This is a genomic window from Skermanella pratensis (genome assembly GCF_008843145.1).
In the GTDB taxonomy this organism is placed as follows: domain Bacteria; phylum Pseudomonadota; class Alphaproteobacteria; order Azospirillales; family Azospirillaceae; genus Skermanella; species Skermanella pratensis.
This window is the reverse complement of record NZ_CP030265.1, coordinates 1,571,343-1,597,327: the sequence shown is the minus strand read 5'-3', so window position 1 is coordinate 1,597,327 and position 25,985 is coordinate 1,571,343. Positions and strand designations below refer to the sequence as shown.

The window sequence follows — 25,985 nt, the reverse complement described above, 5'->3', positions numbered from 1 at the left end:
GCTACTTGGATTGGAGGACCAGGCGCGGTGGAATCCGCGCCCCGGAGATCGCGCTGCCGCGGCCGGACAGGCTGGGGTTGGTCATGAAATAGGTATGGGCGCTGAAAGCATCCTTGTCGACCTTCGCCCGCCGGTAGGAGCCGTCGGAGGTCAGATACCAGCTCTGTGCCTCGTCCTTCAGGTTGGCGACCATGATCTGGTCCAGGATCTGCTGGTGGACCGTCGGGTTCTCGATCGGCACCAGCGTCTCGATGCGCCGGTCCAGGTTGCGCGGCATCCAGTCGGCCGAGGAGATGAACACCTTGGCCTCGGGCGACGGCAGGACGTGGCCGTTGCCGAAGCAGATGATCCGGCCATGCTCCAGGAATCGCCCGACGATGCTCTTGACCCTGATGTTGTCTGACAGGCCGGGAACGCCAGGGCGCAGGCAGCAGATGCCGCGCATGATCATGTCGATCAGGACGCCCGCCTGGGAGGCTTCGTAGAGCTTGTCGATCAGGCGGGAATCGACCAGCGAGTTCAGCTTGACCCAGATCCGGGCCGGCTTTCCGGCGCGCGCGAAGGCGATCTCCCGGTCGATCAGCTCGACCAGCTTCTCGCGGAGCGCGAGGGGGGCTATCGAGACCTTCTCCAGGGACTTCGGCGTCGCGTAGCCGGTCATGTAGTTGAACATGAAGGCGGCGTCGTGGCAGAGCGCGGGGTCGCATGTGAAGAACGACAGGTCGGTGTAGACCTTGGCGGTGATCGGGTGGTAGTTGCCGGTGCCGAAGTGGACGTAGCTGCGCAGGCCCTTGGCCTCGCGCCGGACCACCAGCGACACCTTGGCGTGGGTCTTCAGGTCGACGAAGCCGTAGACCACCTGGGCTCCGGCGCGTTCCAGATCGCGCGCCCACTGGATGTTGGCTTCCTCGTCGAAACGGGCCTTCAGCTCGACCATGGCGGTGACCGTCTTGCCGGCCTCCGCCGCCTCGATCAGGGCCGCGACGATGGGGGAGTTCTTGCTGGTCCGATACAGCGTCTGCTTGATCGCGACTGCCGCCGGGTCGCGCGCCGCCTGCCGCAGGAACTGCACCACCACGTCGAAGCTTTCGTACGGGTGGTGGACGACGATGTCCTTGTGCCGGATCGCCGCGAAGCAGTCGCCGCCGAAATCGCGGATGCGTTCCGGGAAGCGGGCGTTGTAGGGCGGGAAGACGAGGTCCGGGCGCTCCTCGATGATGAGCTGCTTGGTATCGACCAGGCCGATCAGCCCCTCCAGCACGAACACGTCGTCGCTTGAGACGGAGAGCTGGTTGCGCAGGAACTCCCGCAGGTCCGGCGCCATCCCGATATTGACCGCCAGCCGGATGACGCTGCCGCGCCGGCGGCGCTTCAGGGCGCTCTCGAAGGTGCGGACCAAGTCCTCCGCCTCCTCGTCGATTTCCATCTCGCTGTCGCGCAGGATCCGGAACACCCCGTGCCCGGTCAGCTTGAACGGCGCCGGGAAGATCCGGTCGAGGAACAGCAGGACGAGCTGTTCCAGAAGGACGAACCGGACGTCGGACCCGGGCAGCCGGACGAAGCGTTCCAGCTGGGACGGCATCGGCAGCAGGGCGTCCAGGTTCTGGCTGCGGTCCGGGTCGTAGAGCTGGAGCGCCAGGCTGAATCCCAGGTTCGGGATGAACGGGAACGGATGGGCGGGATCGACCGCGATGGGCGTCAGGAGCGGGAAGATGTCGTCGAGGAACCGGGCTTCGAGCCAATCCATCTCGCTGTCGGTCAGCTCGCTGGGGTCCACCACGGTGATCCCGGCCTCGCGCAGTTCCTTCCGGAGCGTCCGCCAGCCGTTCTGCTGGTCGCGCATCAGCTCGATCACGCGCTGGTTGACGGCGGCGAGCTGCTGGGCCGGGCCGAGATTGTCGTCGGACAGCGTCGTGATCCCGGCCCGGACCTGGGCCTTCAACCCCGCGACGCGGACCATGTAGAATTCATCCAGGTTGCTGGCGGAGATCGACAGGAACCGCAGCCGCTCCAGCAGCGGATGGTTCACGTTGAGCGATTCCTCGAGGACCCTCTGGTTGAACGCCAGCCACGACAGTTCACGGTTGATGAACCGGTCCGGAGAGGTCGGATCGATCTCGGGGGTCTCGATTTCCTGCGCGCTGGTCACGGCTTCCTCGGGGCTCAAACGATTAACGGAATGGTCACGATAGCGCGACTCGGTTACGCTTTGACAGGCGAACGGTGGCCGTTGCCGGATTCCGCCGGCCGCGGCGACGGAATCGGGCCCTGTGGCACGCTTCCGAGTCATCTGCCGACCGCGAATAGGGAATACCTTGAGGCTCACGTCAACACAATGAAGACGCTTTACCTGCTCCGGCACGCGAAATCCGCCTGGAACGACCCCTCCATCGACGACCACGACCGGCCCCTTGCCCCCCGGGGGGCCCGCGCCGCGACCCTGATCGGCCGCCATCTGCGCGCCGAGGGGCTCCGCCCCGACGTCATCCTCTGCTCGACGGCCCGGCGGGCCGTCGACACGCTGGCACTGGTCACCGCCCAGCTGGGAACCGACCGGCCGCAAGTGCCGGCCCAGCACGAGCATGGCCTCTACCTGAGCGGCGAAGCGGCGCTGCTGGACCGTCTGCGCCGGCTGCCGGACGACGCAGCGACAGTCCTGCTGGTCGCCCACAATCCGGATCTCCACAACCTGGCGCAGGACTTGGCCGGCGACGGCGACCAAGCCGACCTCCGCAGCCTCGCCGCCAAGTTTCCGACGGCTGCCCTGGCGGTGCTCACCTTCCCCCGGGACTCCTGGGGCGACATCGGGTCGCGTGCCGGAACGCTGTCCCGCCTCATTCTTCCGAAAAAATTAACTTAACGGTTGGTGCGAGGGTCTAGTATTGACAGGAGGATGATGCCCCCGACCAGCGAGGCTGCTCCGCCCGTGTCGAACAACCGCGACAGCACGACATTGCAACCGACGGACACGGCGCCGGCGGGTGGCGAACTTCCCGGCGCGGCATCCGCGACGCCGCAGGCGGCGCGGGAGATCGAGCTGAAGCTGTACGTCGCTCCCGGCAACCTCGCCCGGCTGGTGAGGCACCCGGCCCTGGTCGGGCTGCAGCACGGCACCACGGCCAGCCAGCGCCTCCACACCGTCTATTACGACACGCCGGACCTGGCGCTTGCGGCCTATGGGGTGGCCTTGCGCGTGCGCCGCCAGGGCGCCCAGCGGATCCAGGCGGTCAAGACCATGAACAGCGGGACGCCTGGAGACGCGGCGGCCGTGGCGGTCCGGCGCGAATGGGAGTGGCAGGTCCCCTCCGACGATCCTGACATCTCCCTGCTCACCCTCGACGGCGTGCGCGAGGTCGTGCCGCAGGATGCGCTTCCGGCGATCAGGCCGATGTTCCTGACGGACTTCCAGCGCACCACCCTGATGCTCCGGCCCGATCCGCTGACCGCGATCGAGGTGGCCCTGGACACGGGCGAGATCCGGGCGGGCGTCGCACACCGGCCGATCAGCGAGATCGAGTTGGAGTTGAAGGCCGGATCGATCACCGCCCTGTTCGAGCTGGCCCACGATCTCCAGCGCATCGTGCCGCTGCGCATCGCGACGGAGAGCAAGGCGGAAGCCGGGTTCGCCCTGGTCACGGGCGCACTGCCGCGGCCGTCGAAGGCCCCCCCTTGGGCCTGACGCCGGCAGCCACGGTAGCCGAGAGCTTCCGCCACATCGTGCGCAACTGCATGAGCCATGCGCTGGCCAACCAGGCCTGCGCCATGGCGGGACTGGAAGCCGAAGGCATCCACCAGATGCGGGTAGCCCTGCGGCGCCTGCGTTCCGCGCTGGGCCTGTTCGACGACGTCATCGCGTCGCCAGACGCGCGGACGCTGAAGGACGAAGTCAAATGGCTGGCCGAACGCCTGGGTCCGGCCCGCGACTGGGACGTCCTCCAGACGCAGTTCTTCGAGCCCTATGCCGAGAAGCAGGGCAGCGACGAAGGGGTTCGCCTGCTGGGCCAGGCGATCGCGGACTCGCGCCGCTCCGCCCACGCTCGCGCGGTCGAGGCCCTGCATGCGCCGCGCTACACCACGCTGATGCTGGGTCTCGGCGGCTGGCTGGAGTCCGGGCGCTGGAACGAGGGCGCCGCGCCCGACGTCCGGCTGCTCCTGGCCCGGCCGATGGCGGACCTCGCCGGAAGCTGGCTGGACCTGAGGCACCGCAAGTCCCGCAAGTCCGGGCGGCAGATCCGCAAGCTGGACGCCGACCAGCGGCACCAGTTGCGCATCAGCTTCAAGAAGCTGCGCTATGCCGTCGAGTTCTTCCGCGGCCTCTATCCGGCCGCCGCTGTCCGCCCGTACCTGGAGTCGGTCGAGACCCTGCAGGACCTGCTGGGCACCCTGAACGACGCCGCGGTGAGCCGCCGCATGATCGACGCGCTGTCGGCCGATGCCGGACGCGACGTCCGACGGGCGGCGGGCGACTTCGCCGACTGGCTGGAACGGCGGATGCGCCGCCACATGGGCGACCTGCCCGAGCGGTGGCGCGACTACGAGAAGGCCGAGCCTTTCTGGGGGTGAAGAATTGGGACGATCCGGCATGAAGAGCGGCCTGGCCGCCATCGGCGCCTTCCTCTGGCTGACCCTCGCCCCGCCGTGCCTCGCCGCTCCCGCCTCCCGGGTGACCCACGACGCCGCCATAGTCCTCGACCCGGCGGAGCGGCGGCTGGAAGTGACAGACCGGGTGACGGTGACCGGCGGCGGCCCTTTGGAGTTCCACCTGTCGCCAAGGTTCTCGCCCGTCCGCGTCGAGATCGACGGCCGCCCGGCCGACGCCGCCGGCGGCCCGGCGCGCTGGCGCGTTCCGGCCGCCGGTACGGGCGACATGCGGGTGACGATCCGGTATTCCGGCATCCTGGCGCCGCTCGACGACAGCGGCAGCCCGTTCGGCGGCGAGGAGCCCGGATCGGGCGAGACGGGGAGCTTCCTGCCGGGAGGGACGGGATGGCTTCCCCGGTTCGACGCGGAGCGCACGGCCTACCGGCTGGCGGTGCGGGTCCCCGAAGGATACCGCGCCGCCGTGACTGGCGACCTCGCGGAGGAAACGGCTGAGGAATCCGTCTTCATCGTCGATCCCGCGGTGGAGGAGCCGTCCCTGTTCGCCGGCCGCTGGCAGATGCGGGAGCGAATGGCCGGCAGGCTGCGGCTGAGGACCCTGTTCGAGCCCGACCTGGAACACCTGTCCGACGACTATCTCCAGGCATCGGAAACCTATATCGCGCATTTCTCCGAACGGATCGGGACCTATCCTTTTTCCGGATTCTCGATCCTCTCCGCTCCCCTGCCGGTAGGGCTGGGATTCGCCGGCCTGACCTATATCGGGCGGCAGGTGCTGCCGCTGCCCTTCATGCGCGGCCAGTCGCTGCCCCACGAGATCCTGCACAATTGGTGGGGCAACGGCGTGCTGGTCGACTATGCCTCCGGCAACTGGTCCGAGGGGCTGACGACCTACATGGCCGATTACGGCCTCACCGCCGCGAGCGACCCCGATGCCGCGCGGGAGATGCGGTTCGGCTGGCTGCGCGACTACACGGCCCTGCCCGAAGATCGGGACGGTGCGCTCGCCGGTTTCACCGCGCGGGTCCATGGTGCCGCGAAGATCGTGGGCTACAACAAGTCGGCCTACGTGTTCCTGATGCTGCGGGACATGCTGGGGGACGAGGCGTTCGACCGGGGCATCCGCCTGATCTGGGAGCGGCACCGCTTCCGGCGGGCGGGCTGGAGCGATCTGCGCGCCGCGTTCGAGGCGGCGTCCGGCCGCGATCTGGCGGAATTCTTCGACCAGTGGGTGTCGCGGACCGGCGCGCCGGCGCTCCGCCTGATGGAGGCGGCGGGGACACGGACCGGCGAACGATACCGGCTCGCCGTCCGGATCGGCCAAGGCGAGCCGGCTTACCGGCTGGAGGTGCCGGTGGTCGTCGAGACGGCGGAAGGAAAGATCCGGCGGACGATTCCGCTGGCCGCGGGCGAAGCGGTCGGGACGATCGACCTGGACGCGACGCCGCTGAGCGTCGCCGTCGATCCCGAGTACCGGCTGTTCCGCCGCCTGGCTCCGGGGGAGGCGGCGCCGATCCTGCGCGACGTCACCCTCGATCCCGCCACCCGCCTGGTGCTGGCCGGTCCTCACCAGGACCTCGGGCGCGCCCTGGCTTCCCGCCTGATGGATGCGGGAGCGGCGGTCGGCGGGCCCCTTGCCGGGGCGCCGGTCGCCGTGATCGGCATCACGGCGCAGGTATACGAAGCCTTGGCCCGCCTCGGACTGGAACCGGTCCCCGACAGGCTGGCGGGCAAGGGAACGGCGCGGGTCTGGACAGAACGCATGGAGAGCGGTTCACCGGCCCTGGTCGTGGCGGCGGACGACCGCGCGGCGCTGGAGGCTCTGCTCCGCCCCCTGCCCCACTACGGCCGCCAGAGCTATCTGGTCTTCCGGGGTCGTGAAGCGGTCGAGCGCGGCATCTGGCCGCCGGGCGAGAACCCGCTGAAGCGGGCCGTCACGGTGGATTGAGCCGCCGGGGTATCAGGCCTTCTTTTCCCAGCCTCCGCGATCGGTCTGCTGCCAGTATGTCAGCGCGTGGCCATCGTCCTTGTATTGCTTCCAGCGGCGCCGGGCGGCCTGGACCGCGTCGTAGTCGTTGCCGTCGAACATTTCGCAGATCAGGGTGAAGGCGTCGGGCCGGTCCGAAACTCCGCCGTCGGTCAGGATCAGCACCGTCGCGCCGTTGGGGTTCTCGTCCTCCGTGGTCAGCCATACCGGCTGGTGCTCCGCATCGCCGTCGCGGGCGCTGCCGTGGGGCAGGAACCCGAAATCCTTGTAGGTCCACAGGTGCTGGGCCAGGGCCTCGACCCGCTCCTCCGATCCGGCCATGACGACGGTCCGCCATCCGCGCTCCAGCGCCTTCTCCAGGATCTGCGGCAGCGCATCCTCCAGCGTCTTGCGCTGAAGATGATAGAAGCGGATTTCGGTCATGGGCGGGTTCAACTTATACAGGTGGCTTTCGGGATCGATGCATCGCAGGCCGGCGTTGCCCTGGGGGACAACGCCGGCCTGCGATGCTTTCATTGCTCACCCGCGGGTCCGGAACGTCCCGCCGATCAGCCCTCGTACACGTCCGCGACGTAGCGGTCGAGCAGGCGCACGCCGAAGGACGTGGCGCCCTTGGGGATCGTGCCGGCGTCCTTCTTCGACCAGGTCACCCCGGCGATGTCGAGGTGGGCCCAGGGCACGTTGTTGACGAAGCGCTGCAGGAATTGCGCGCCGATGATGCTGCCCGCGTCGCGGCTGCCCGCGATGTTCTTGACGTCGGCGGCGTCGGAGTTGATCGCCTTGTCGTAGGCCTCGTTCATCGGCATGCGCCACAGCTTCTCGCCGACCTTGCGGCCCGCAGCGGCCAGCTGCTCCGACAGGGCGTCGTCGTTGGAGAACAGCCCCGCGTGCTCGGTCCCCAGCGCCACGATGACCGCCCCGGTCAGGGTCGCCAGGTCGACCATGGCCCGCGGCTTGAAGGTGTCCTGGGTGAACCACAGCGCGTCGGCCAGGACCAGCCGGCCCTCGGCGTCGGTGTTCAGCACCTCGATGGTCTGGCCGGACAGGCTGGTCACGATGTCGCCGGGCCGCTGGGCGCTGCCCGACGGCATGTTCTCGACCAGTCCCACGACGCCGACCGCGTTGACCTTGGCCTTGCGGCCGGCCAGCGCCTTCATCAGGCCCAGGACCACGCCGGCCCCGCCCATGTCCCACTTCATGTCCTCCATCCCGGCGGCGGGCTTGATGGAGATGCCGCCGGTGTCGAAGGTGACGCCCTTGCCGACGAAGGCGACCGGCCGCTTGTCCGCGGCGTCGGGCGCGCCGTCATACTTCATGACGACCAGGTACGGCTCCCGCACGCTGCCCTGCGCGACGCCGAGCAAGGCGCCCATGCCGAGCTTCGCCATCTGGTCCTGGTCGAGCACCTCGACCTCGACGCCCAGTTCGGACAGTTCCAGGCAGCGGTCGGCGAGCGTGCGCGGATAGAGGATGTTGGCCGGCTCGGAGATCACGTCGCGGGTCAGGAAGACGCCGGAAGCGACCGCCTGGCGGTCCGCGAAGAGCTTCTCCGCGGCATCGGCGCCCTGGACCAGGAGGTTGACCGCCCGCAGCGCCGGCTTGGCCTCCGGCTTCTCCTTCGTGCGGTACTTGTCGAACCGGTACGAGCGCAGCAGCGCCCCGAAGCCGATCTCCGCCGCCATGGCCGACGGCTCCAGCGCTACGCCCGGCGCCTGCTCGACCACGACCGACACCTCGGCCGCGTTTTTCCCCAGGGCCGCCACAATGGCGCCACCGGCGTCCTGCAAGGTGAGGTCGGTCACCTGTTCGGGCTTGCCAAGGCCGATCAGGACGATGTGGTCGAGGTCGACGCCGCCGGGCGCCACCATGGTCAGGACCTCGTCGGTCTTGCCGGAGAACTTGTTGGCCGCCATGGCGCGGGTCAGCATGCCGCCGGTCTTCCCGTCCAGGTCGGTGCCAGCGGGCGTCAGCGTGCGTTCGGCCAGGACGGGCAGGACGAGCGAGCCGGACGTGGGCAGCGACGGGGTGAGATCGGAGAACGCGAATTTCATGTCTACCCTCATGGGTTATCGCCCTCATGTGTGAGCGTATGGGGCCTGGTGGGGCCTTTTGTCCCGGCGGCAATTTGGCCGGCCCGGCATCGGATGGTTGTTTCGACGGCGTGTGTCCGATAAAGAACACGGCCGATACGCTGTCAAGCTATGCCGACCAGGGCTCGTGTGCCACTTTCGTCCGTCGGGCCGCTGGTAGGGCCGATACTCCGGGTGCCGGACGGCTGGGTATAAGTGCGAGTCCATGAAACGGTTGACGCTTTATCTCTTCCGCCACCTGGCAGTGGCGACCGTCTTCGTCACCGCCGGTTTGACGCTGGTCATCTGGCTCACACAATCGTTGCGCCTTCTCGAGATCGTGGTGGACGGCGGCGCCCCGGTCTACCTGTTCCTTCAGCTCATGCTGGTTACCCTTCCCACGTTCCTGTCGATCGTGTTGCCGATCAGCCTGCTGGCCGCCGTGCTGTTCACCTACAACCGCCTGACGATGGATTCGGAACTGGTGGTGATGCGGTCCGCCGGGCTGGGCCCGTGGGGTCTCGCCAAGCCCGCGTTGATCCTGGCGCTGCTGGTCACGATGATCGGCTACGGGCTGACGCTCTATCTCGCCCCGGCGGCGCACCGTGAGCTGAGCCGGCTGGAAAGCCTGGCGAAGAGCGAGTTCTCGACGGTGTTCCTGCGCGAAGGCGTCTTCAACGAGGCCGGCGACGGCGTGACCGTCTATGTCCGGCGCCGGATGCCCGACGGCGAACTGCAGGGCCTGCTGATCCACGATACCCGCGTGCCGGGCAAGCCGGTCACGATCAATGCCGACCGCGGCATGACGGTGGAAGGCGAGGCGGGAACCCGCGTCGTCGTGTTCGACGGCAACCGCCAGGAGGTCGACCTCGCGACCGGCCGCATGTCGCAACTGTATTTCGACCGCTATGCCGTCGACCTGCGCATCTTCGAGAAACAATTCGCCGAACGCGTCCCCGACGCGCGGGAGCGATCGACCGCCGAACTGATGCATGCGGGCGACAGCCCGGAACTGCTCCCCTTCAAGAGCCGGCTGACCGTTGAACTGCACCAGCGTTACACCAGCCCGATCTTCGCGCTGGGATTCACCATGATGGGCGTCGCGATCCTGCTGGTCGGCGAGTTCAACCGGCGCGGCCAGAGCCGGCGCATCATCGCGGCGGTGGCCGGTGTGCTGGTGCTGCAGAGCGCAGCGCTCGGCATCACCAACCTGGCGGTCAACAACAGCGCGTTCATCCCGCTGCTCTACGTGGTCGTCGCGATCCCGCTGGCGGTCGGCGCTTTCCTGATGATCAGGCCGCGCCTGCGCGGCGGCCGCGCATCCCGCTTCCAACAGACCGCGGGGTGATCGGGATGAGGACTTCGGCCACGCTCTCGCGCTATATCGGGCGGCAGTTCCTGCTCTATTTCTGCATGCTGCTCGGCATCCTGCTGGCGATCATCCTGTTGCTGGATACGGTGGAGTTGCTTCGTCGCGCCGCCGGAAAGCCCGACGCGACCTTCTCGGTCGTCGTGCGGATGGCGCTGTTCAAGCTGCCGGAAATCGGCCAGCAGGTGTTTCCCTTCGTGATCCTGTTCGCCGGGATGTTGACCTTCTGGCGGCTGACCCGCAGCCAGGAACTGGTGGTCGCGCGCGCCGTCGGTGTCTCGGCCTGGCAGTTCCTGGCGCCCGTCCTGATCGTGGCGCCGTTGATCGCCGTCTTCCAGGTGACGGTGATCAACCCGGCCGGATCGGTGCTGGTCGCCAGGTACGAGAAGATGGAGGACCGGTATCTGCGCGGCCGGACAAGCTCGCTCGTGGTGTCGGGCTCCGGCCTGTGGCTCCGCCAGATCCAGGAAGACGGGCAATATCTGATCCACGCCGACACCGCCGAGGCCGGGACCACCACCCTGCGGCCGGTCAACGTCTTCATGTACGACGCCAACGGCGAGTTCGCGAGCCGGATCGACGCCACGTCGGCGACGCTGGAGCCGGGACACTGGATGATCCGCCAGGGATGGCTGAACTCCGGGGCCGGACCTGCGGAACCCTTCGACTCCTACCGGCTGGACACCGACCTGACTCTGGAACGCATCCAGGAGAGCTTCGCCTCGCCCGACAGCATGTCCTTCTGGGAGTTGCCCGGCTTCATCAGGACCCTGCAGGAGACCGGCTTCTCCGCGACCCGGCACCGGCTGCATTTCCAGTCGCTGCTGTCGACGCCGCTCCTGTTCTGCGCCATGGTGCTGTTCGCCGCCGCCTTTTCGCTGCGCCAGACGCGGCGGGGCGGAACGATGATGATGGTGGCGGGCGGAGTCGTCACCGGTTTCGTGCTTTTCCTGTTCAGCGACGTGGTCCGCGCCTTCGGAATCTCCGGGACGATCCCCGTTCCCCTTGCGGCCTGGGCCCCTGCCGGAGCGAGCCTGCTGCTCGGCATCGCCGTGCTGCTCCACCTCGAGGACGGATGACGGATGCCGACGACCTTTCCAGCGAATCCCGCCGACCCCGTTTCGAACCCGCGACAGCCCAAAGCATTGGAAGGGCCGAAAGTGCATAGATTCATGCTTTATCCAATCAGCCGCAGCATACGACAGAGCTGGAGCGCCGCCGTCCTCACCGCGGCCTTGATCGCTTCGGGCGGCATCATGGGCGCCTTTCCGGCTGCGGCCCAGTTCGCCACGCCGCAGACCGTGCCCCAGGGCGGCCAGCAGCAACAGCAGCCGCGTCCGGCGCCGCAGCAGACGGCACCGCGGCCCGCTCCGCAGGCAGCACCGCGTCCCGCGGCACCCGCCCCCGCCCCGCAGGCGCGGCCGGCGGAACCGGCCCTGGTCGCCCCGCCACCGCCCCGTTCGGTGGAAGGGATCGCCGCCGTGGTGAACGACGACATCATCTCGATGTCCGATCTCACGGCTCGCCTGCAGCTTGCGCTGGTATCCTCCGGCCTCCCCGGCACCGCGGAAGTCCGCCAGCGGCTGACCCCCAGGTGCTGCGCAGCCTGGTCGACGAGCGGCTGCAGATGCAGGAGGCTTCGCGGGCCAACATCTCCGTGACCGACAAGGAGATCGACGAAGCCTTCGGCCGGGTGGCCGAGCAGAACCAGATGAAGCGCGACCAGCTGGAGAAGATGCTGGCCAGCCAGGGCGTGCCGCGAAGCGCCCTGGAAAGCCAGATCCGGGCCACCATCGGCTGGGGCAAGCTGGTCCAGCGGCGGCTGCGGCCGAGCATCGAGATCGGCGAGGAGGAGATCGACGCGGTGCTCCAGCGGATCGAGGCCAATGCCGGCAAGCCCGAGTACCTGGCGGCCGAAATCTACCTGGCCGTCGATTCTCCCGAGCGGGAGGAGGAGGTCCGGCGGCTGGCCGACCGGCTGGTCGAGCAGATCGGCCAGGGCGCCAGCTTCCCCGCCGTGGCGCGCCAGTTCTCACAGTCGGCGGGCGCCACCAACGGCGGCGACCTGGGCTGGGTGCAGCAGGGCCAGCTACCGGAGGAGCTCGACGGGGCGCTACGCGATCTGCGCCCCGGCCAGGCCTCCCGCCCGATCCGCAGCCTGACCGGCTACCATATCCTGCTGCTGCGCGAACAGCGCACCACGGGCACGGTACTGCCGCCGCGCGACCAGATCCTGGGAGCCTTGGGCCAGGATCGCCTCGACATGCTGCAGCGCCGGCTGCTGCGCGACCTGCGCATGTCCGCCTTCGTGGATCTGCGCGTCTGATGGGCGGCAGCGGCGCGGCGCTGGCTCTGACCATGGGCGAGCCGTCGGGCATCGGCGGCGAGCTGGCGCTGATGGCCTGGGCGGCGAGGCGGGAACGGTCCGTGCCGACGTTCGTACTGCTCGACGATCCCGCCCGGATCGAGGCGCTCGGCCGCCTGATCGGCCTGGATGTCCCGGTCGCGCGGGTCGGGGATCCGGCCGAGGCGGTCGCCGTGTTCGACCACGCGCTGCCGGTCCTGCCGGTTTCCCTGGACCATCCGGTGGAACCGGGCAGGCCCGACCCGGAGAACGGCGCCGCCGTTCTTTCAAGTATCGAGCGCGCGGTGATGCTGGTGCGGGCTGGCGCCTGTGCCGCCATGGTGACCAACCCGATCCAGAAGAGCGCGCTGTACCAGGCCGGCTTCGGCTATCCCGGCCATACCGAGTACCTGGCCGCGTTGGCCGGGATGGTGGCGGAACCGGTGATGATGCTGGCGGGCGGCGGCCTGCGGGTCGTCCCGGTGACGATCCACCTGCCGCTGCGCGACGCGATCGATGCGCTGACCACCCAGGGAATCGTGCAATGCGCGCGCGTGACGGCAGCCGCCCTGGCAGCGGACTTCGGGGTCGAGGAGCCCCGCCTCGCCCTGGCGGCGCTCAATCCCCATGCCGGCGAAGGCGGCACGCTTGGGACCGAGGAGATCGAGATCATCACGCCGGCGGCGACCATCCTGAAGCGCGAAGGATACCAGGTGATCGGCCCGCTCCCGGCCGACACGCTGTTCCACGCCGCCGCGCGCAAGCGGTACGACGCCGTTCTCTGCATGTATCACGACCAGGCGCTGATACCCCTGAAGACGGTGGACTTCGACACCGGGGTGAACATCACGCTGGGCTTGCCCTTCGTGCGGACCTCGCCCGATCACGGCACGGCACTGGATATCGCCGGCACCGGCAAGGCCGACCCGGCGAGCCTGATCGCGGCGATGAAGACGGCCGTGGAGATGGCGGGTTATCGCGCCGCCCGGCGTTACGTCCCAGAGCGCCGCGGGAAATGAGCCGGATCGACGACCTGCCCCCGCTCCGAGACGTCATCGCGCGCTTCGACTTGGGAGCCCGCAAGGCGCTGGGTCAGAACTTCCTACTCGACCTGAATCTGACCGGACGGATCGCGCGGGCGGCCGGCGACCTGGCCGGCGTCACGGTGGTCGAGGTCGGACCCGGCCCCGGGGGGCTGACACGGGCGCTGCTGAACTTGGACGCCGCCGGGGTGGTCGCGATCGAGCGCGACGCCCGCTGCATCACCGCGCTGGCCGACCTGGTGGAGGCGGCCGAGGGCAGGCTGCGTCTGGTCGAAGGAGATGCGCTGGAAGCCGATGTCGAAGCGCTGGCCCCTGCCCCGCGCGCCATCGTCGCCAACCTGCCCTACAATGTCGCAACACCGCTGCTGATCGGCTGGCTGCGCCGGATCGAGCAGTTCCGCAGCCTGACGCTGATGTTCCAGCGCGAGGTCGCCGACCGCCTGGCGGCGAAACCCGGCGGCAAGACCTATGGCAGGCTGTCGGTCATCGCCCAGTGGCGGGCGGATGTGCGTCCGTTGTTCAACCTGCCGGCCCGCGCCTTCACGCCGCCGCCGAAGATCGAGTCGACCGTCGTGCAGCTCGTCCCGCGGCAGGAGCCCGAACCCGCCGACTTCGAAGCGATGGAAACGGTCACCGCCGCCGCCTTCGGCCAGCGGCGCAAGATGCTGCGGGCCAGCCTGAAGCCCCTGGGCGACGCCGAGGCGCTGATCGAGGAAGCCGGGCTGGTGCCGACCCAGCGTGCCGAGGAGATCCCCGTCGCCGGCTTCGCCGCCCTGGCGCGGGCCTACCGCAAGCGGCGACCGGCGGTTCGATAACGGTGTCGGTAGACTTTGACAGGTAGTCCGGCCTAAGACTTCCTGCACTTCGGAGGACGATGCCGAAGGTGCGGGGTCAGAGACCTTCCTGCAACTGCCGGACGAAGTCGGCCAAGCCGACCTGGCGGCGCCGCTTGAGGCGTTCGCCTTCCAGGATGGTCTGCACCTGATGGACGCTGGATTCGATGTCGTAATTGACGATCACGTAGTCGTAATCGAAATAGTGGCTCATCTCGTCCGACGCTTTTGCCATGCGGCCGGCGATCACCTCGGGGCTGTCCTGCGCCCTGGCGTACAGCCGGCGTTCCAACTCCTTCGCGGACGGCGGCAGGACGAAGACGCTGACCAGATCGTCGCGGGCGTTCTCGGCAAGCTGCTGGGTGCCCTGCCAGTCGATGTCGAACAGGATCTCACGCCCCTTGGCGAGCGCCTGCTCGACCGGCCCCTTCGGCGTACCATAGTAGTTTCCGAAGACCCGCGCATGCTCCAGCAGCTGGCGCTCGGCGACCATCTGCTCGAACCTTTCCCGGTCGATGAAATGGTAGTCGATGCCGTCGACCTCCCCCGGCCGCATGGGGCGGGTCGTGACCGACACCGACATGGTGAGGCTGCTGTTGCGCTGAAGCATGCGCCGCGCGATCGTGGTCTTGCCGGCGCCCGAGGGCGACGACAGCACCAGCATCAGCCCGCGGCGCCCGATCTTGGCCGGGCCCGGTCCGGCCGGCTGCATGTCCATGGGTACGGTCATTCGATGTTCTGCGCCTGCTCACGCAACTGTTCGATGGCGGCCTTCAAGGCGAGGCCGGTGCGGGTCAGCTCCACGTCGGACGACTTGGAGCACAGGGTATTGGCTTCCCGGTTGAACTCCTGACACAGGAAGTCGAGCTGCCGGCCGATCCCGCCGCCCTTGGCCAGCATGTCGCGCGCGGCGGCGACATGGGCGCGCAGGCGGTCCAGTTCCTCGCGCACGTCTGCGCGGGCAATCAGGAGGGCCGCTTCCTGGGCAAGCCGCTCCTCCGTCAGGCTGGGCACCGCGTCCAGCAGGGCCGCGACCTGCCCGCGCAGCTTCTGCCGGAGCGCCTCCGGCTGGAGAGCGGCGCAGGCCGAGGCTTGGTCGGTCAGCCGGGCGATCTCGTTCAGGTGCTGGTTAAGGACCTCGACCAGCCGCGCCCCTTCCGCCAGCCGAACCGCGCCGAGATGATCGAGCGCCTGCTGGAGGGTCGCCGCCATCGCCGCTTCGAGTCGCTCGCGGTCGTCGCCGAAGTCGGCGTCCTCGACCGTCTCGACCACGCCCCGCACCGCGAGCAGCGCGTCGAGCCGCGGTTTCTCCGTCGTCCCGCCGAGTTCGGCGGCAAGGGCGATGAGCTGGTCCAGCAGGTCGCGGTTGATCCGGATCTGGTTCGGCGCCGCGGTCCGGGTGACCGACAGGGACACGTTGACGCTGCCGCGGCGCACCCGCTGGGGGACGGCGGTCCGGGCGACCGGCTCCAGCGCGTCGAAGCCCGGCGCCAGCCGGCAGCGGAGATCGAGGTTCCTGCTGTTGACGCTCTTGATCTCGAAGGTCCAGGCATACCCCTGGTCGCGCCCTTCGGCCCGCGCGAAACCAGTCATGCTGGCGACTTGTTGTTGAGCGCTCAACGCTGCCTCGCTAGTACCGTTGGGTGGCCGCCGTTATACCTCCCGCATCCCTTGACAACAAGCGGCTGTGGCCTTCGCTCCAATCCCGACGCCCGGAGACCCGCCATGCGCGATCCCCGCACCATCCTGATCACCGGCGCCTCCAGCGGCATCGGCGAGGCCCTGGCCGAAGCCTATGCCGGTCCCGCCGTCACATTGGTGCTGACCGGCCGGGATCGCGGCCGGCTGGACGAGGTGGCGGCGCGCTGCACGGCGCGCGGGGCCACGGTGCGGGCGGCGGTGATCGACGTGACGGACCGCGAGGGCATGCGGCAATGGCTGTCCGGGGTCGACGCCGAGTCGCCGATCGACCTGTGCATCGCCAATGCCGGGATCAGCGGCGGGACCGGCGGCGGTGACGGAAAGCGCGGCCGGGGCGAGAGCGAGGAGCAGGCCCGGCGCATTTTTTCGGTCAACCTGGACGGCGTGCTGAACACGATCCATCCGCTGATCGGACCGATGGCGGAGCGCGGACGTGGCCAGCTGGGCCTGGTCAGCTCGCTCGCAGGCTTCCGCGGCTATCCCGGAGCACCGGCCTATTGCGCCAGCAAGGCGGCGGTGAGGAGCTACGGCGAGTCGCTGCGGCTGGACCTGCGCCCGAAGGGGATCGAGGTTTCGGTGATCTGCCCGGGCTTCGTGCGCAGCAGGATCACCGCCCGCAACCGCTTCCCCATGCCTTTGCTGATGGATGCCGACCGGGCGGCTCGGATCATCCGGCGTGGGCTGGAGCGCGACCGCGCCCGCATCGGCTTTCCCTTTCCGACGTACTTCATGAGTTGGCTGATCGGAGCCCTCCCGGCCGCGCTCGCCGACGTCCTGCTGGCCAAGACGCCGGCCAAGGACTGACGGGCCGGCTCAGGCGGCGCCGGCCGCCTCCGATTCGGCAGCTTCCAGCGCCTCCAGCGCTTCCATCCAGGTGTCCTCGGCGGCTTCGAGCTTCTTCTGCACTTCGCCCAGGTCGATCTGGAGCTTGGTCACCTTGTCCGCAGGGCCGCTGTAGAGGGCGGGATCGGCCAGCTTGGTTTCCAGCGCCTGCCGCTCGCGGGTCAGCTTGGCGATCAGCTTCTCGGCATCGTCCGCCTTGCGCTTGAGCGGGGCCAGGGCCGCCCGCAGTTCGGCGGCGGCGCGGCGCTGGTCCTTCTTGCTGGGTCCGGCGTCCCGGTCATTGCCGTCGGACCGCTCGGCCCGGCTCTTTTCCAGCAGGAGCTTGCGGTAGTCCTCCAGGTCGCCGTCATAGGGCCTGCAGGCGCCGCCGTCGACCAGCCACAGCCGGTCGGCGGTCAGCTCGATCAGGTGGGGGTCGTGGCTGATCAGGATCACGGCGCCCTCGAACCCGTTGATCGCCTGGATCAAAGCCTCGCGGCTATCGATGTCCAGGTGGTTGGTCGGCTCGTCGAGCATCAGGACGTGCGGCGCCTCGCGGGTCATCAGGGCGAACAGAAGGCGGGCCTTCTCTCCGCCGGACAGCTTGGCGATCTGGGTGTCGGCCTTCTGCTGGGGAAAGCCGAAGCGGCCGAGATGGGCGCGGACCTTCTCGTCCACCACGTCCTTCATCCACAGCCGCGCCTGGGCGACGGCGCTCAGGCCGAGATCCAGCTCTTCGGCCTGGTGCTGGGCGAAATATCCGATCTTCAGCTTGCCGGACCTCCGCATGTCCCCCTTCATCGGGGCGAGCCGATTGGCCAGCAGCTTGACCAGGGTCGATTTGCCGTTGCCGTTGGCGCCCAGCAGCGCGATCCGGTCGTCCAGGTCGATGCGGAGGTCCAGCCCGCGCAGGATCGGCTTGCCGTCGTAGCCGACATCGACGTCTTCGAGTTGGATCAGCGGCGGCGCCAAGGGCTCGGGCGACGGGAAGTCGAAACTGACGGTATGGTCCTCGACGATGCTGATGATCGGTTCCATCCGCTCCAGCATCTTGATCCGGCTCTGGGCCTGCCGGGCCTTGGACGCCTTGTAGCGGAACCGGTCGATGTAGGACTGGATATGCTTGCGCTGGGCGATCTGCTTGGTCTGGTTGGCGGCCAGCCGCTCCAGGTTCGCGCGCCGGGTCCGTTCGAACTGGTCGTAGCCGCCGGCGTAGGAAACCAGCTTGCCCTGGTCCAGATGGACCGTGGTGGTCGGAACCTTGTTCAGCAGTTCACGGTCGTGGCTGACCAGCAGGATCGTGTGCGGATAGTTCCGCAGGTAGTTCTCCAGCCAGATCGTCGCCTCGAGGTCCAGGTGGTTGGTCGGCTCGTCCAGCAGCAGCAGTTCCGGCTGGGCGAACAGCACCCCGGCGAGCGCCACGCGCATACGCCAGCCGCCGGAAAAGTCCCTGCACGGCCGCGTCTGCGCCTCCGCGTCGAAGCCAAGGCCCGACAGGATCTGGGCCGCCCGGGCCGGGGCCGAATGGGCGTGGATGTCGGCCAGCCTGGTGTGGATCTCGGCGATGCGATGGGGGTCCCGGGCGGTCTCCGCCTCCGCCAGCAGGGCCGTGCGCTCCACGTCGGCAGCCAGAACCGTGTCGATCAGGCTGACGTCGCTGCTCGGCGCCTCCTGGGCGACGATGCCGAGGCGGGTCTCCGCAGGCATGGTGATGGCCCCGCCGTCCGGAGCCATCTGGCCGGCGATCAGGCGCAGCAGGGTCGTCTTGCCCGTGCCGTTGCGGCCGACCAGCGCGACGCGATGGCCCTTGGGGATGGCGACGGTGGCGTGGTCGAAGATCACACGCCCGCCGAAGCGGAAAATCAGTTCGTTGATGTGAAGCATGCCGGGGCTGGTGATAGCATGGCGGACGGGCCGTTTTGAAGGGACTGGATACGGAAATCGCGACGATGCCGGATGGGTCCCCCGATGGGTCCCCTGATGGGTCCGTTGAAAAAGCCCCGTTGCTAACCCGGCCGATGCGCGTATATAACGCCGCGAATTTTGCGAGAGCACACAGGAGCCTTCCAACATGGCCGTCGAACGGACCTTGTCCATCATCAAGCCGGACGCGACCCGCCGGAACCTTACGGGCAAGATCAATGCCCGCTTCGAGGAAGCCGGGCTGCGGATCGTCGCGCAGAAGCGCATCCGCCTGACCAAGGAACAGGCGGAAAAGTTCTACGAGGTCCATGCCGAGCGCTCGTTCTTCGGCGAGCTGGTCGACTTCATGATTTCCGGTCCTGTGGTGGTTCAGGTCCTGGAAGGCGAGAACGCCGTCCAGCGCAACCGCGACATCATGGGCGCGACCAACCCGGCGAACGCCGCCGCCGGCACCATCCGCAAGGATTTCGCCGAGTCGATCGAGGCTAACTCGGTCCATGGCTCGGACAGCCCAGAGAACGCCGCCAGCGAGATCAAGTTCTTCTTCAGCAAGAGCGAAATCGTTCCCTGATACGGGTCCTGATCGGGAACTGACGGCAGCCCCGGACGGTCAGACGTACCCGCCGACCAGGCGGAACGGCTGGCCGCCCATGCCGATCTTGAACCGCGCGATCCCCGGCGTCGTCTCGTTGATGCCGCCGAGGTCGAAGCCGGTATGGCCCTGGGCCTTCAGCCACAGAGCCGATCGCCACAGCAGCAGGTGATGGGCGCGCAGATCCCGCCCCTCCTCCCCGTTCCAGCCCACTTGATAGGTGGCAGCGGCACCATGCCGCACCAGCAGCACGCCGGCCACCGGCCTGCCCTGGTGAACCGCCCGCAGCAGGACCGGCGGCGTCGTTTCAGCCGAAAGACTGTGCAGGACCCGCAGGAATGCCGGGGATGGCCCGCGGTAGTTCCGCGCCATCTTATCCTGCAGGTAATGTTCCATCAGCCAGTCGAAGTGAACGGCCGCCGTGTCGACTTCCACGGAGAGCCCGTTGCGCTCCGCCTGATGAAGCTTGTTCCGCCATTTGCGGTCCAGCCCGGCCCTCAGGGCATCGGGTTCGGCAGCGAGGTCGAGCCAGACCGACTCGTACCCCTCTTCCCGACGGTGGAAGCCGGTATCCGCCAAGCGCTTGCGCGCGGCCTCGCTGTCGATCAATTCGGGGTGGAAGACCAGGGGACGGCCGCGCAAGAGATGGTAGCGGTCCCGGATCATGCGCAGGACCAGCTTCAGCATCTCTCCCGGGATCTCGTCATGGATCCACAGCGGGCCGCGATAGATCCGGCACGTCGTCAGGAACGGCAGCCAGCGCTTGGTCTGCACCTGGACGAGGCCGACCGGCTTGTTCTCGAAGCGGATGATGCCGAAATCGGCCTTCCATCCCTCGGTCTTCGCCAGCGCCAGGGCATATTGCCAGGACTGAAGCAGGGTCGGACGCTTGCACCGGGCCAGCAGGGCATCCCACTGGGAGAAGGTGCAATCGTTCCAGTCGATGCGGAAGGGATTGAACGGGGAAGTCATGGAACCGGGCGCGACCGCCGCGCTGAAGGAGACGGGCGCCGCCCGGTCAAGGCGTCAGAGCAGGAAGATCGCCATGAGAACCAGGATGGCGACGACGGCGATGGTGCCGTACTTCGTCAGCATGGTGAAACGCTCATAGGATTCCAAATGGGCGCGGAACTCTTCGTTCCGAAGATCGTCGTTATCGTCGGCCACGGCCATCTCCAACCTCTTCGTTGTTTTTCGGTTTTCGGCGGTCCCGATTTAAGTGACGGCCGCTGCATTTACAAGCGCTATCCGTGGCGGGGATCATGCGGGAGGGTTCAGGACCGGCCCGTCCAGCCGGGGCGGGCTGTCGGACAGTACGACCCGTTCCCCCTCGACGCGGGCCCTGCCCTCCGCGATCAGGCGGAGGGCCAGGGGATAGCACCGGTGTTCGGCGACCAGCACGCGGTCACCCAGGGCATGGGCATCGTCGTCGGGCAGGACCGGCACCACGGCTTGCACGATGATCGGTCCCTCGTCCATGGCGGGGCGGACGAAATGCACGGTGCAGCCGGTGAACTTCACGCCGGCCCCGATCGCGCGGGCGTGGGTGTCGAGCCCCTTGAAGGACGGCAGCAGCGAGGGATGGATGTTGATCAGCCGGTCGCGCCACCGCTCGACGAAGTCGGCCGTCAGAAGCCGCATGAAGCCGGCGAGACAGACGAGATCGACCCCGGCCGACCTCAGCGCCTCGTCCATGGCCGCCTCGAAGCTCGGCTTGTCGGCGAAGTCCCGGTGGCTGACCACGGATGCCGGAATGCCGGCCGCCCTGGCGCGCTCCAGCCCGTAGGCGTCGGCCTTGTTGGACAGCACCAGCACGATCTCCGCCGGGAAGCCGGGATCGGCGCAGGCGTCGATCAGGGCCTGGAGGTTGCTTCCCCGACCCGAGATCAGGACACCGACCTTCAGCCGTGCCACGCCGTGTCCACTCCGTCGATCACCACGCGCTCGACATCGCCGATCGCGGGCTGCACTTCGCCGATCCGATAGACCGTCTCGCCGGCCTCCGCCAGGATGCGCTGCGCCTCGTCCGCCTTGTCCGCCGCGGCGATGACAACCATGCCGATGCCGCAGTTGAAGGTGCGCGCCAGGTCGTCGTCGCCGATGACGGCCGAGTCCGCCATCCAGCGGAACACCGGGAGCAGCGGCCACGCCGAAGCGTCGAGCGAAACGCCCAGTCCCTCGGGCAGCACGCGCGGGATATTGTCGGTCAGGCCGCCGCCGGTGATGTGGGCCAGCGCCTTGACGGTGCCTGCCCGCACGGCGGCCAGCACCGGCTTGACGTAGATCCGGGTCGGGGTCAGCAGGGCTTCGGCGACCGTGGTTCCCGGCGCGAAGGGCGCCTCGTCCTGGTAGGACAGCCCGGCCTTCTCGACGATCCGGCGCACCAGCGAGTAGCCGTTGGAATGGACGCCGCTCGACGCCAGCCCGAGCACCACGTCGCCGGCGGCCACGTCGGCGCCGGTCAGGATCTGCCCGCGCTCGGCCGCCCCCACGGCGAAACCGGCGAGGTCGTAGTCCTTGCCCGCGTACATGCCCGGCATCTCGGCCGTCTCGCCGCCGATCAGGGCGCATCCGGCCTGCCGGCAGCCCTCGGCGATTCCGGCGACGATGTCCCGGCCGGCCGCGACGTCGAGCTTTCCGGTCGCGAAGTAATCGAGGAAGAACAGCGGCTCGGCGCCCTGGACCACGAGGTCGTTGACGCTCATGGCGACGAGGTCGATGCCGATCGTGTCGTGCTTGCCGGCGGCGATGGCGATCTTCAGCTTGGTGCCCACGCCGTCGGTGCTGGCGACCAGGATCGGGTCCTTGTAGCCGGCCGCCTTCAGATCGAACAGGGCACCGAAACCGCCCAGTCCCGCATCCGCTCCGACCCGGGCAGTCGCCTTCGCCAGCGGCTTGATCGCATCGACGAGAGCAGCGCCGGCGTCGATGTCAACACCGGCATCCTTATAGGCGTCGCCGGTGTTATTCGGTGTGGTGCTGATGGCGTCCTCGCGTGCGCTGGGTTATAAACCGGGCCGGTCCCAGGTCAACAACAGCATCACGGGCCGGCATCAAGGGCCGAACATACTCGAAACGGAAGGCTTTGCAATGCTTCACCGCCGTCCGCTGGCATGCCTGCTCCAGCTAGTCCTCGGCATCGTCCTGCTGGCTTTTTCCACCCCGGCAAGGGCTCAGGAAAGCAGCGATATCTTCACCGTGAAGGATGTCGCGGTCGACGTCACGGCGGACAATGCCGCGGCGGCGCGCGACCGGGCGATCACCGAGGCCCAGCGCAAGGCGTTCGCCGAACTCTACGGCCGCCTGAGCCCGGTCCCGGGCGCCCGCCCGCCCGAACTGAGCGACCTGGAGGTAGCAAGGCTGGTGCAGGACTTCGAGGTGCAGCGGGAACGCAGTTCGGCCGTGCGCTATCTGGCGACGCTGACCGTACGCTTCCGCCCGGCGAACGTACGGACGCTGCTCCAGGACAAGGGCGCCAGCTATGTCGAGGTCCGCAGCCGGCCCGTGCTGGTGCTGCCGGTCTACCAGTCGACCGGCAATCCACCGGTGCTGTGGGAGGACCGCAGCGCTTGGCGCGCCGCCTGGGAGAACTTCCCGCCGCCGCAGGGCATGGTTCCGATCGTCGTGCCCTATGGCGAGCTGACCGACATCGCCGACGTCAGCGCCGCCACCGCGCTGGAAGGCGATACCGGCGGGTTCAACGCGATCGCCGAGCGTTACGGTGCCAGCGACGTGCTGGTGGCAGTGCTGGGCGTGCGCGGAGCGGAGCCCGATCCATCCCAGCCCAACACCGTCAGGCTGACCCGCTATTCGCCGGACGGGACGAAGCGCGGCGATACCGTCACCGTCCCAGCCGCTCCAGGCCAGACCGTGGACGCCTATCTGGCCGGCGGAGTCGCGGCCGTCGTCCGCTCGCTCGAGGAAAAGTGGCGGCAGGCCAATACCGTGGCCGCCGGGCCGGAGCAGACCATGCAGGTGGCCGTGCCGATCGCCCGCCTCGACGACTGGGTCCAGACCAAGCGGCGGCTTTCCCAGGTTCCGACCGTGACGCGCGCCGACCTGATGTCCCTGACCCGGACGGCGGCGAGGGTCGAACTGACATACCGGGGCTCCCCGGATGTGCTGAGGACAGCGCTCTCCCAGCAGGACCTGGAGCTGACCGAGGCGCTGCCGCTCGACCAGGGCGCCGCCCAGGCGGGCCTGCCCGCGGTTCCGGGAACGGTGGCGGCGCCCGTCTCCGTGCTGGGGCCGGCCGGGCAGCCGATCGGCGTCTACCAGACGGGGCCCGTCTGGCAGTTGCGCTGGGTCGGATCGCAGGCATCGGGACCAGTCGGCCGAACCTTCCGGTGACGGACCGGGTCCACGCATCATGAGCATTCCCAACATCATCACCATGGGGCGCCTGCTGTCAGTGCCCCTGGCGGTGTGGCTCATCCTGGACGGCGAGCTGTTCTGGGCGTTCTGGCTGTTCGTCGCCGCCGGCGTGTCCGACGCGGTGGACGGGTTCATCGCGCGCGCCTTCCGGGCCCGCACCATGCTGGGCGGCTATCTGGACCCGCTGGCCGACAAGGCGCTGCTGGTCAGCGTCTATCTGGCGCTCGGCCACACCGGCTACCTTCCCCTTTGGCTTGTGATCCTGGTGGTGTTTCGCGATATCCTGATCGTCGGCGGCGTGCTGCTGCTCTACACGCTCAAGGAGTCGTTCGCGATGCAGCCGTCCTTCATCAGCAAGGTCAATACGACCATGCAGATCGCCCTGGCGGCTCTCGTCCTGTCCACATCGGGATTGGGATTGACCGAGCCGCCGGTGAACCTGGCCTGGATCACGCCGATCATGATCTGGGTCGTGGCCACGACCACAATCTGGTCGGGGCTGGGTTACGTGGTGACGGGAAGCCGGCTACTCAGCCGGCTCGGCGGCACGAAATGAGTTGGCGGCGCCAGCGCCGCTTCTGGCTGATCACGGCGGTCGCCACTTTCGTGACGCTCTATGTGCTGCGCGACATGCTGCTGCCCTTCGTGGCCGGCATGGCGATCGCCTATTTCCTCGATCCGGTCGCCGACCGCCTGGAGCGGATGGGAACGCCGCGCTGGCTCTCCACGACCTGCGTCCTGCTGTTCTTCCTGTTCTGCCTCATCCTCGTGCTGATCCTGCTGGTGCCCCTGATCCAGTCGCAGGTGGTCCAGCTGGTGGAGACATTGCCGCGCATCGTCGCCTGGGTGAACAACACGGCCATTCCCACCGCGGAAGGTCTGCTCACCCAGCTGTCGCCCGAGGACCTGGAGCGGTTGCGCAGCGCCGTCGGTTCCTATGCCGGAGAGGTGGTCGGCTGGCTCGGTACCGTCCTGCAGTCGATCGTGACCGGGGGCGTCGCCCTGTTCGACGTGCTGACCCTGCTGTTCATCACGCCCATCGTCGCCTTCTACCTGCTCCGCGACTGGGACGTGATGATCGGGACCATCCATGGCTGGCTGCCCCGGCAGCACGCCGCGACGATCCTGGACCAGGTCAACGAGATCGACAGGACGCTGGCCGGGTTCGTCCGCGGACAGGCCACCGTCTGCCTCGTGCTCGGGCTGTTCTACGGCGTCGTCCTCTCGGTCTTCGGGCTGAATTTCGGGCTGGTGGTCGGGTCGATCGCCGGGCTGCTGTCCTTCGTCCCCTATGTCGGGTCGCTGGTCGGTTTCGTGTCGAGCGTCGGAATCGCGCTGGTCCAGTACGACACATGGACTCCGGTCGTCGTCGTGGTCGTGATCTTCCTGGTCGGGCAGGCCGTGGAGGGCAACTTCCTCACGCCCAAGCTGGTCGGCGACAAGGTCGGACTGCACCCGGTATGGGTCATGTTCGCGCTGCTCGCGGGCGGCAGCTTGTTCGGCTTCGTCGGCGTGCTGATGGCGGTGCCGGTAGCGGCGGTGATCGGCGTGCTTATCCGCTTCGCGCTACAGCAGTACCTGTCAAGCTCCTACTATTCGGGTCCGGATTCCGGCCCCGCGGACGAGGCTTGGCGGCCGTGACCGGAATCCCGGCGCAGCTCCCCCTGGATCTGGGCCACCGGCCGGCGATGGGAGCGGACGACTTCCTGGTGGCGCCCAGCAACGAGGCGGCGGTCGCGTGGCTCGACCTGTGGCCCAACTGGCCGGCGCCGGCGCTGGTGATCTTCGGGCCGGCGGGCTGCGGCAAGACCCACCTGGCCCAGGTCTGGCGCGCCCGCACCCAGGCGCCCCGGATCGAGCCCGGCGATCTCCGGATCGAAACCCTGCCGAAACTGCTGGGCGAGGCAGCAGCCGTCGTGATCGACAATGCCGACCGCGGCACCGGCGACGCACGGGCCGAACGCGCCCTGTTCCATCTCTACAATCTGGCTCAGGAGACCGGCGGACACCTGCTGCTGACGTCGGAGTCGGCGCCCGCCCGGTGGGGAATCAAACTGCCGGACCTGCGGTCCCGGCTGATGGCGGCGCCCGCGGTGGCCGTGGGCGCGCCGGACGACGCGCTTCTGGCGGCGATCCTGGTCAAGCTGTTCGCCGACCGGCAGTTGCGGGTCGGCGCCGACGTGGTGAGCTTCCTGGTGACCCACATGGAGCGGTCGTTCGACGCGGCCCGGCGCCTCGTCGCCGACCTGGACGCGGCGGCGCTGGCCGCTCGCCGGCGCGTCACGGTACCGCTCGCCCGGCGGGTACTGGCCAAGCCGTGAACCCGGGC

Annotated in this window: 26 protein-coding genes; 15 read left to right on the top strand and 11 right to left on the bottom strand. The window is 68.4% G+C overall.

The window, feature by feature from the left end:
- Position 1: 1 nt before the first annotated feature.
- Positions 2-2,149 (bottom strand): RNA degradosome polyphosphate kinase, encoded by a 2,148-nt coding sequence (locus DPR14_RS07290; RefSeq protein ID WP_158044557.1) that lies wholly within the window; start codon positions 2,147-2,149, stop codon positions 2-4.
- Between the two features lie 186 nt (positions 2,150-2,335).
- Here DPR14_RS07290 and DPR14_RS07285 point away from each other — a divergent pair, with 186 nt between their 5' ends.
- From DPR14_RS07285 to DPR14_RS07270, 4 genes are all read left to right on the top strand, one after another.
- A complete protein-coding gene (locus DPR14_RS07285; RefSeq protein WP_158044556.1) occupies positions 2,336-2,860 on the top strand; it encodes a SixA phosphatase family protein in 525 nt (174 codons plus the stop codon).
- A 66-nt stretch (positions 2,861-2,926) separates the two neighbouring features.
- Complete coding sequence (locus DPR14_RS07280) at positions 2,927-3,679, top strand: CYTH domain-containing protein (RefSeq protein ID WP_192499335.1); 753 nt, start codon at positions 2,927-2,929, stop codon at positions 3,677-3,679.
- The gene (locus tag DPR14_RS07275) at positions 3,670-4,563 is read left to right on the top strand and encodes a CHAD domain-containing protein (protein WP_158044554.1); all 894 of its coding nucleotides are present in this window, start codon (positions 3,670-3,672) and stop codon (positions 4,561-4,563) included. The genes DPR14_RS07280 and DPR14_RS07275 overlap by 10 nt, the downstream gene beginning before the upstream one ends.
- Positions 4,564-4,582: 19 nt before the next feature.
- Complete coding sequence (locus tag DPR14_RS07270) at positions 4,583-6,547, top strand: M1 family metallopeptidase (protein WP_192499334.1); 1,965 nt, start codon at positions 4,583-4,585, stop codon at positions 6,545-6,547.
- A gap of 12 nt (positions 6,548-6,559) precedes the next feature.
- Here the strand turns inward: DPR14_RS07270 and DPR14_RS07265 are convergent, their stop codons facing one another.
- Both DPR14_RS07265 and DPR14_RS07260 read right to left on the bottom strand, forming a co-directional pair.
- The gene (locus DPR14_RS07265; protein ID WP_158044553.1) at positions 6,560-7,009 is read right to left on the bottom strand and encodes a DNA polymerase III subunit chi; all 450 of its coding nucleotides are present in this window, start codon (positions 7,007-7,009) and stop codon (positions 6,560-6,562) included.
- 125 nt (positions 7,010-7,134) lie between these two features.
- Positions 7,135-8,637: a leucyl aminopeptidase gene (locus tag DPR14_RS07260; RefSeq protein ID WP_158044552.1), complete on the bottom strand. Its 1,503-nt coding sequence runs from the start codon at positions 8,635-8,637 to the stop codon at positions 7,135-7,137.
- A gap of 244 nt (positions 8,638-8,881) precedes the next feature.
- Between DPR14_RS07260 and lptF the strand changes: the two genes are divergently transcribed.
- Positions 8,882-10,003: an LPS export ABC transporter permease LptF gene (gene lptF / locus DPR14_RS07255; RefSeq protein WP_158044551.1), complete on the top strand. Its 1,122-nt coding sequence runs from the start codon at positions 8,882-8,884 to the stop codon at positions 10,001-10,003.
- 5 nt (positions 10,004-10,008) lie between these two features.
- A complete protein-coding gene (gene lptG, locus DPR14_RS07250) occupies positions 10,009-11,103 on the top strand; it encodes an LPS export ABC transporter permease LptG (protein ID WP_158044550.1) in 1,095 nt (364 codons plus the stop codon).
- 98 nt (positions 11,104-11,201) lie between these two features.
- On the opposite strand, the gene DPR14_RS27240 is transcribed toward lptG, so the two are convergent.
- Entirely contained in the window at positions 11,202-11,543 is a 342-nt protein-coding gene (locus DPR14_RS27240; RefSeq protein ID WP_192499333.1) for a hypothetical protein, read from the bottom strand.
- Between the two features lie 75 nt (positions 11,544-11,618).
- Here DPR14_RS27240 and DPR14_RS07240 point away from each other — a divergent pair, with 75 nt between their 5' ends.
- The 3 genes from DPR14_RS07240 to rsmA are packed head-to-tail and all read left to right on the top strand — an operon-like array spanning position 11,619 to position 14,226.
- Positions 11,619-12,350: a foldase protein PrsA gene (locus DPR14_RS07240; RefSeq protein WP_192499332.1), complete on the top strand. Its 732-nt coding sequence runs from the start codon at positions 11,619-11,621 to the stop codon at positions 12,348-12,350.
- Positions 12,350-13,387: a 4-hydroxythreonine-4-phosphate dehydrogenase PdxA gene (pdxA, locus tag DPR14_RS07235; protein WP_158044548.1), complete on the top strand. Its 1,038-nt coding sequence runs from the start codon at positions 12,350-12,352 to the stop codon at positions 13,385-13,387. Before DPR14_RS07240 ends, pdxA begins: the two co-directional genes overlap by 1 nt.
- Positions 13,384-14,226, top strand: coding sequence for a 16S rRNA (adenine(1518)-N(6)/adenine(1519)-N(6))-dimethyltransferase RsmA (gene rsmA / locus DPR14_RS07230; RefSeq protein WP_158044547.1), 843 nt, complete (start codon positions 13,384-13,386; stop codon positions 14,224-14,226). Before pdxA ends, rsmA begins: the two co-directional genes overlap by 4 nt.
- Positions 14,227-14,302: 76 nt before the next feature.
- Here rsmA and gmk read toward each other — a convergent pair whose 3' ends face one another.
- Positions 14,303-14,956: a guanylate kinase gene (gmk, locus tag DPR14_RS07225; protein WP_246149315.1), complete on the bottom strand. Its 654-nt coding sequence runs from the start codon at positions 14,954-14,956 to the stop codon at positions 14,303-14,305.
- Between the two features lie 14 nt (positions 14,957-14,970).
- Positions 14,971-15,837 (bottom strand): YicC/YloC family endoribonuclease, encoded by an 867-nt coding sequence (locus tag DPR14_RS07220; RefSeq protein WP_158044545.1) that lies wholly within the window; start codon positions 15,835-15,837, stop codon positions 14,971-14,973.
- Positions 15,838-15,969: 132 nt separating this feature from the next.
- Between DPR14_RS07220 and DPR14_RS07215 the strand changes: the two genes are divergently transcribed.
- Positions 15,970-16,749 carry an SDR family NAD(P)-dependent oxidoreductase gene (locus tag DPR14_RS07215; protein ID WP_158044544.1) on the top strand — a complete coding sequence of 260 codons (780 nt, stop codon included), beginning with the start codon at positions 15,970-15,972 and terminating at the stop codon, positions 16,747-16,749.
- A gap of 9 nt (positions 16,750-16,758) precedes the next feature.
- Here DPR14_RS07215 and DPR14_RS07210 read toward each other — a convergent pair whose 3' ends face one another.
- Positions 16,759-18,651, bottom strand: a complete 1,893-nt coding sequence (locus DPR14_RS07210; protein ID WP_158044543.1) for an ABC-F family ATP-binding cassette domain-containing protein — start codon at positions 18,649-18,651, stop codon at positions 16,759-16,761.
- 187 nt (positions 18,652-18,838) lie between these two features.
- Between DPR14_RS07210 and ndk the strand changes: the two genes are divergently transcribed.
- On the top strand, positions 18,839-19,261 hold the full coding sequence (ndk, locus tag DPR14_RS07205) for a nucleoside-diphosphate kinase (protein WP_158044542.1): 423 nt from the start codon (positions 18,839-18,841) through the stop codon (positions 19,259-19,261).
- A 39-nt stretch (positions 19,262-19,300) separates the two neighbouring features.
- On the opposite strand, the gene DPR14_RS07200 is transcribed toward ndk, so the two are convergent.
- From DPR14_RS07200 to purM, 4 genes are all read right to left on the bottom strand, one after another.
- Positions 19,301-20,254, bottom strand: a complete 954-nt coding sequence (locus DPR14_RS07200; protein ID WP_158044541.1) for a lipid II:glycine glycyltransferase FemX — start codon at positions 20,252-20,254, stop codon at positions 19,301-19,303.
- A 54-nt stretch (positions 20,255-20,308) separates the two neighbouring features.
- Positions 20,309-20,449: an aa3-type cytochrome c oxidase subunit IV gene (locus tag DPR14_RS07195; protein ID WP_211103941.1), complete on the bottom strand. Its 141-nt coding sequence runs from the start codon at positions 20,447-20,449 to the stop codon at positions 20,309-20,311.
- Positions 20,450-20,542: 93 nt separating this feature from the next.
- Positions 20,543-21,196: a phosphoribosylglycinamide formyltransferase gene (gene purN / locus DPR14_RS07190; RefSeq protein WP_158044539.1), complete on the bottom strand. Its 654-nt coding sequence runs from the start codon at positions 21,194-21,196 to the stop codon at positions 20,543-20,545.
- The gene (gene purM, locus DPR14_RS07185) at positions 21,184-22,266 is read right to left on the bottom strand and encodes a phosphoribosylformylglycinamidine cyclo-ligase (protein WP_158044538.1); all 1,083 of its coding nucleotides are present in this window, start codon (positions 22,264-22,266) and stop codon (positions 21,184-21,186) included. Before purM ends, purN begins: the two co-directional genes overlap by 13 nt.
- 106 nt (positions 22,267-22,372) lie before the next feature.
- On the opposite strand from purM, the gene DPR14_RS07180 reads away from it, so the two are divergent.
- From DPR14_RS07180 to DPR14_RS07165, 4 genes are read left to right on the top strand one after another with little or no spacing between them, the layout of a single operon-like run.
- Positions 22,373-23,632, top strand: coding sequence for a DUF2066 domain-containing protein (locus tag DPR14_RS07180; RefSeq protein ID WP_192499331.1), 1,260 nt, complete (start codon positions 22,373-22,375; stop codon positions 23,630-23,632).
- Positions 23,633-23,651: 19 nt separating this feature from the next.
- Entirely contained in the window at positions 23,652-24,212 is a 561-nt protein-coding gene (locus DPR14_RS07175) for a CDP-alcohol phosphatidyltransferase family protein (RefSeq protein WP_158044536.1), read from the top strand.
- A complete protein-coding gene (locus DPR14_RS07170) occupies positions 24,209-25,297 on the top strand; it encodes an AI-2E family transporter (protein ID WP_158044535.1) in 1,089 nt (362 codons plus the stop codon). Before DPR14_RS07175 ends, DPR14_RS07170 begins: the two co-directional genes overlap by 4 nt.
- Entirely contained in the window at positions 25,294-25,977 is a 684-nt protein-coding gene (locus DPR14_RS07165; protein ID WP_343038713.1) for an HdaA/DnaA family protein, read from the top strand. Before DPR14_RS07170 ends, DPR14_RS07165 begins: the two co-directional genes overlap by 4 nt.
- Positions 25,978-25,985: the final 8 nt, after the last annotated feature.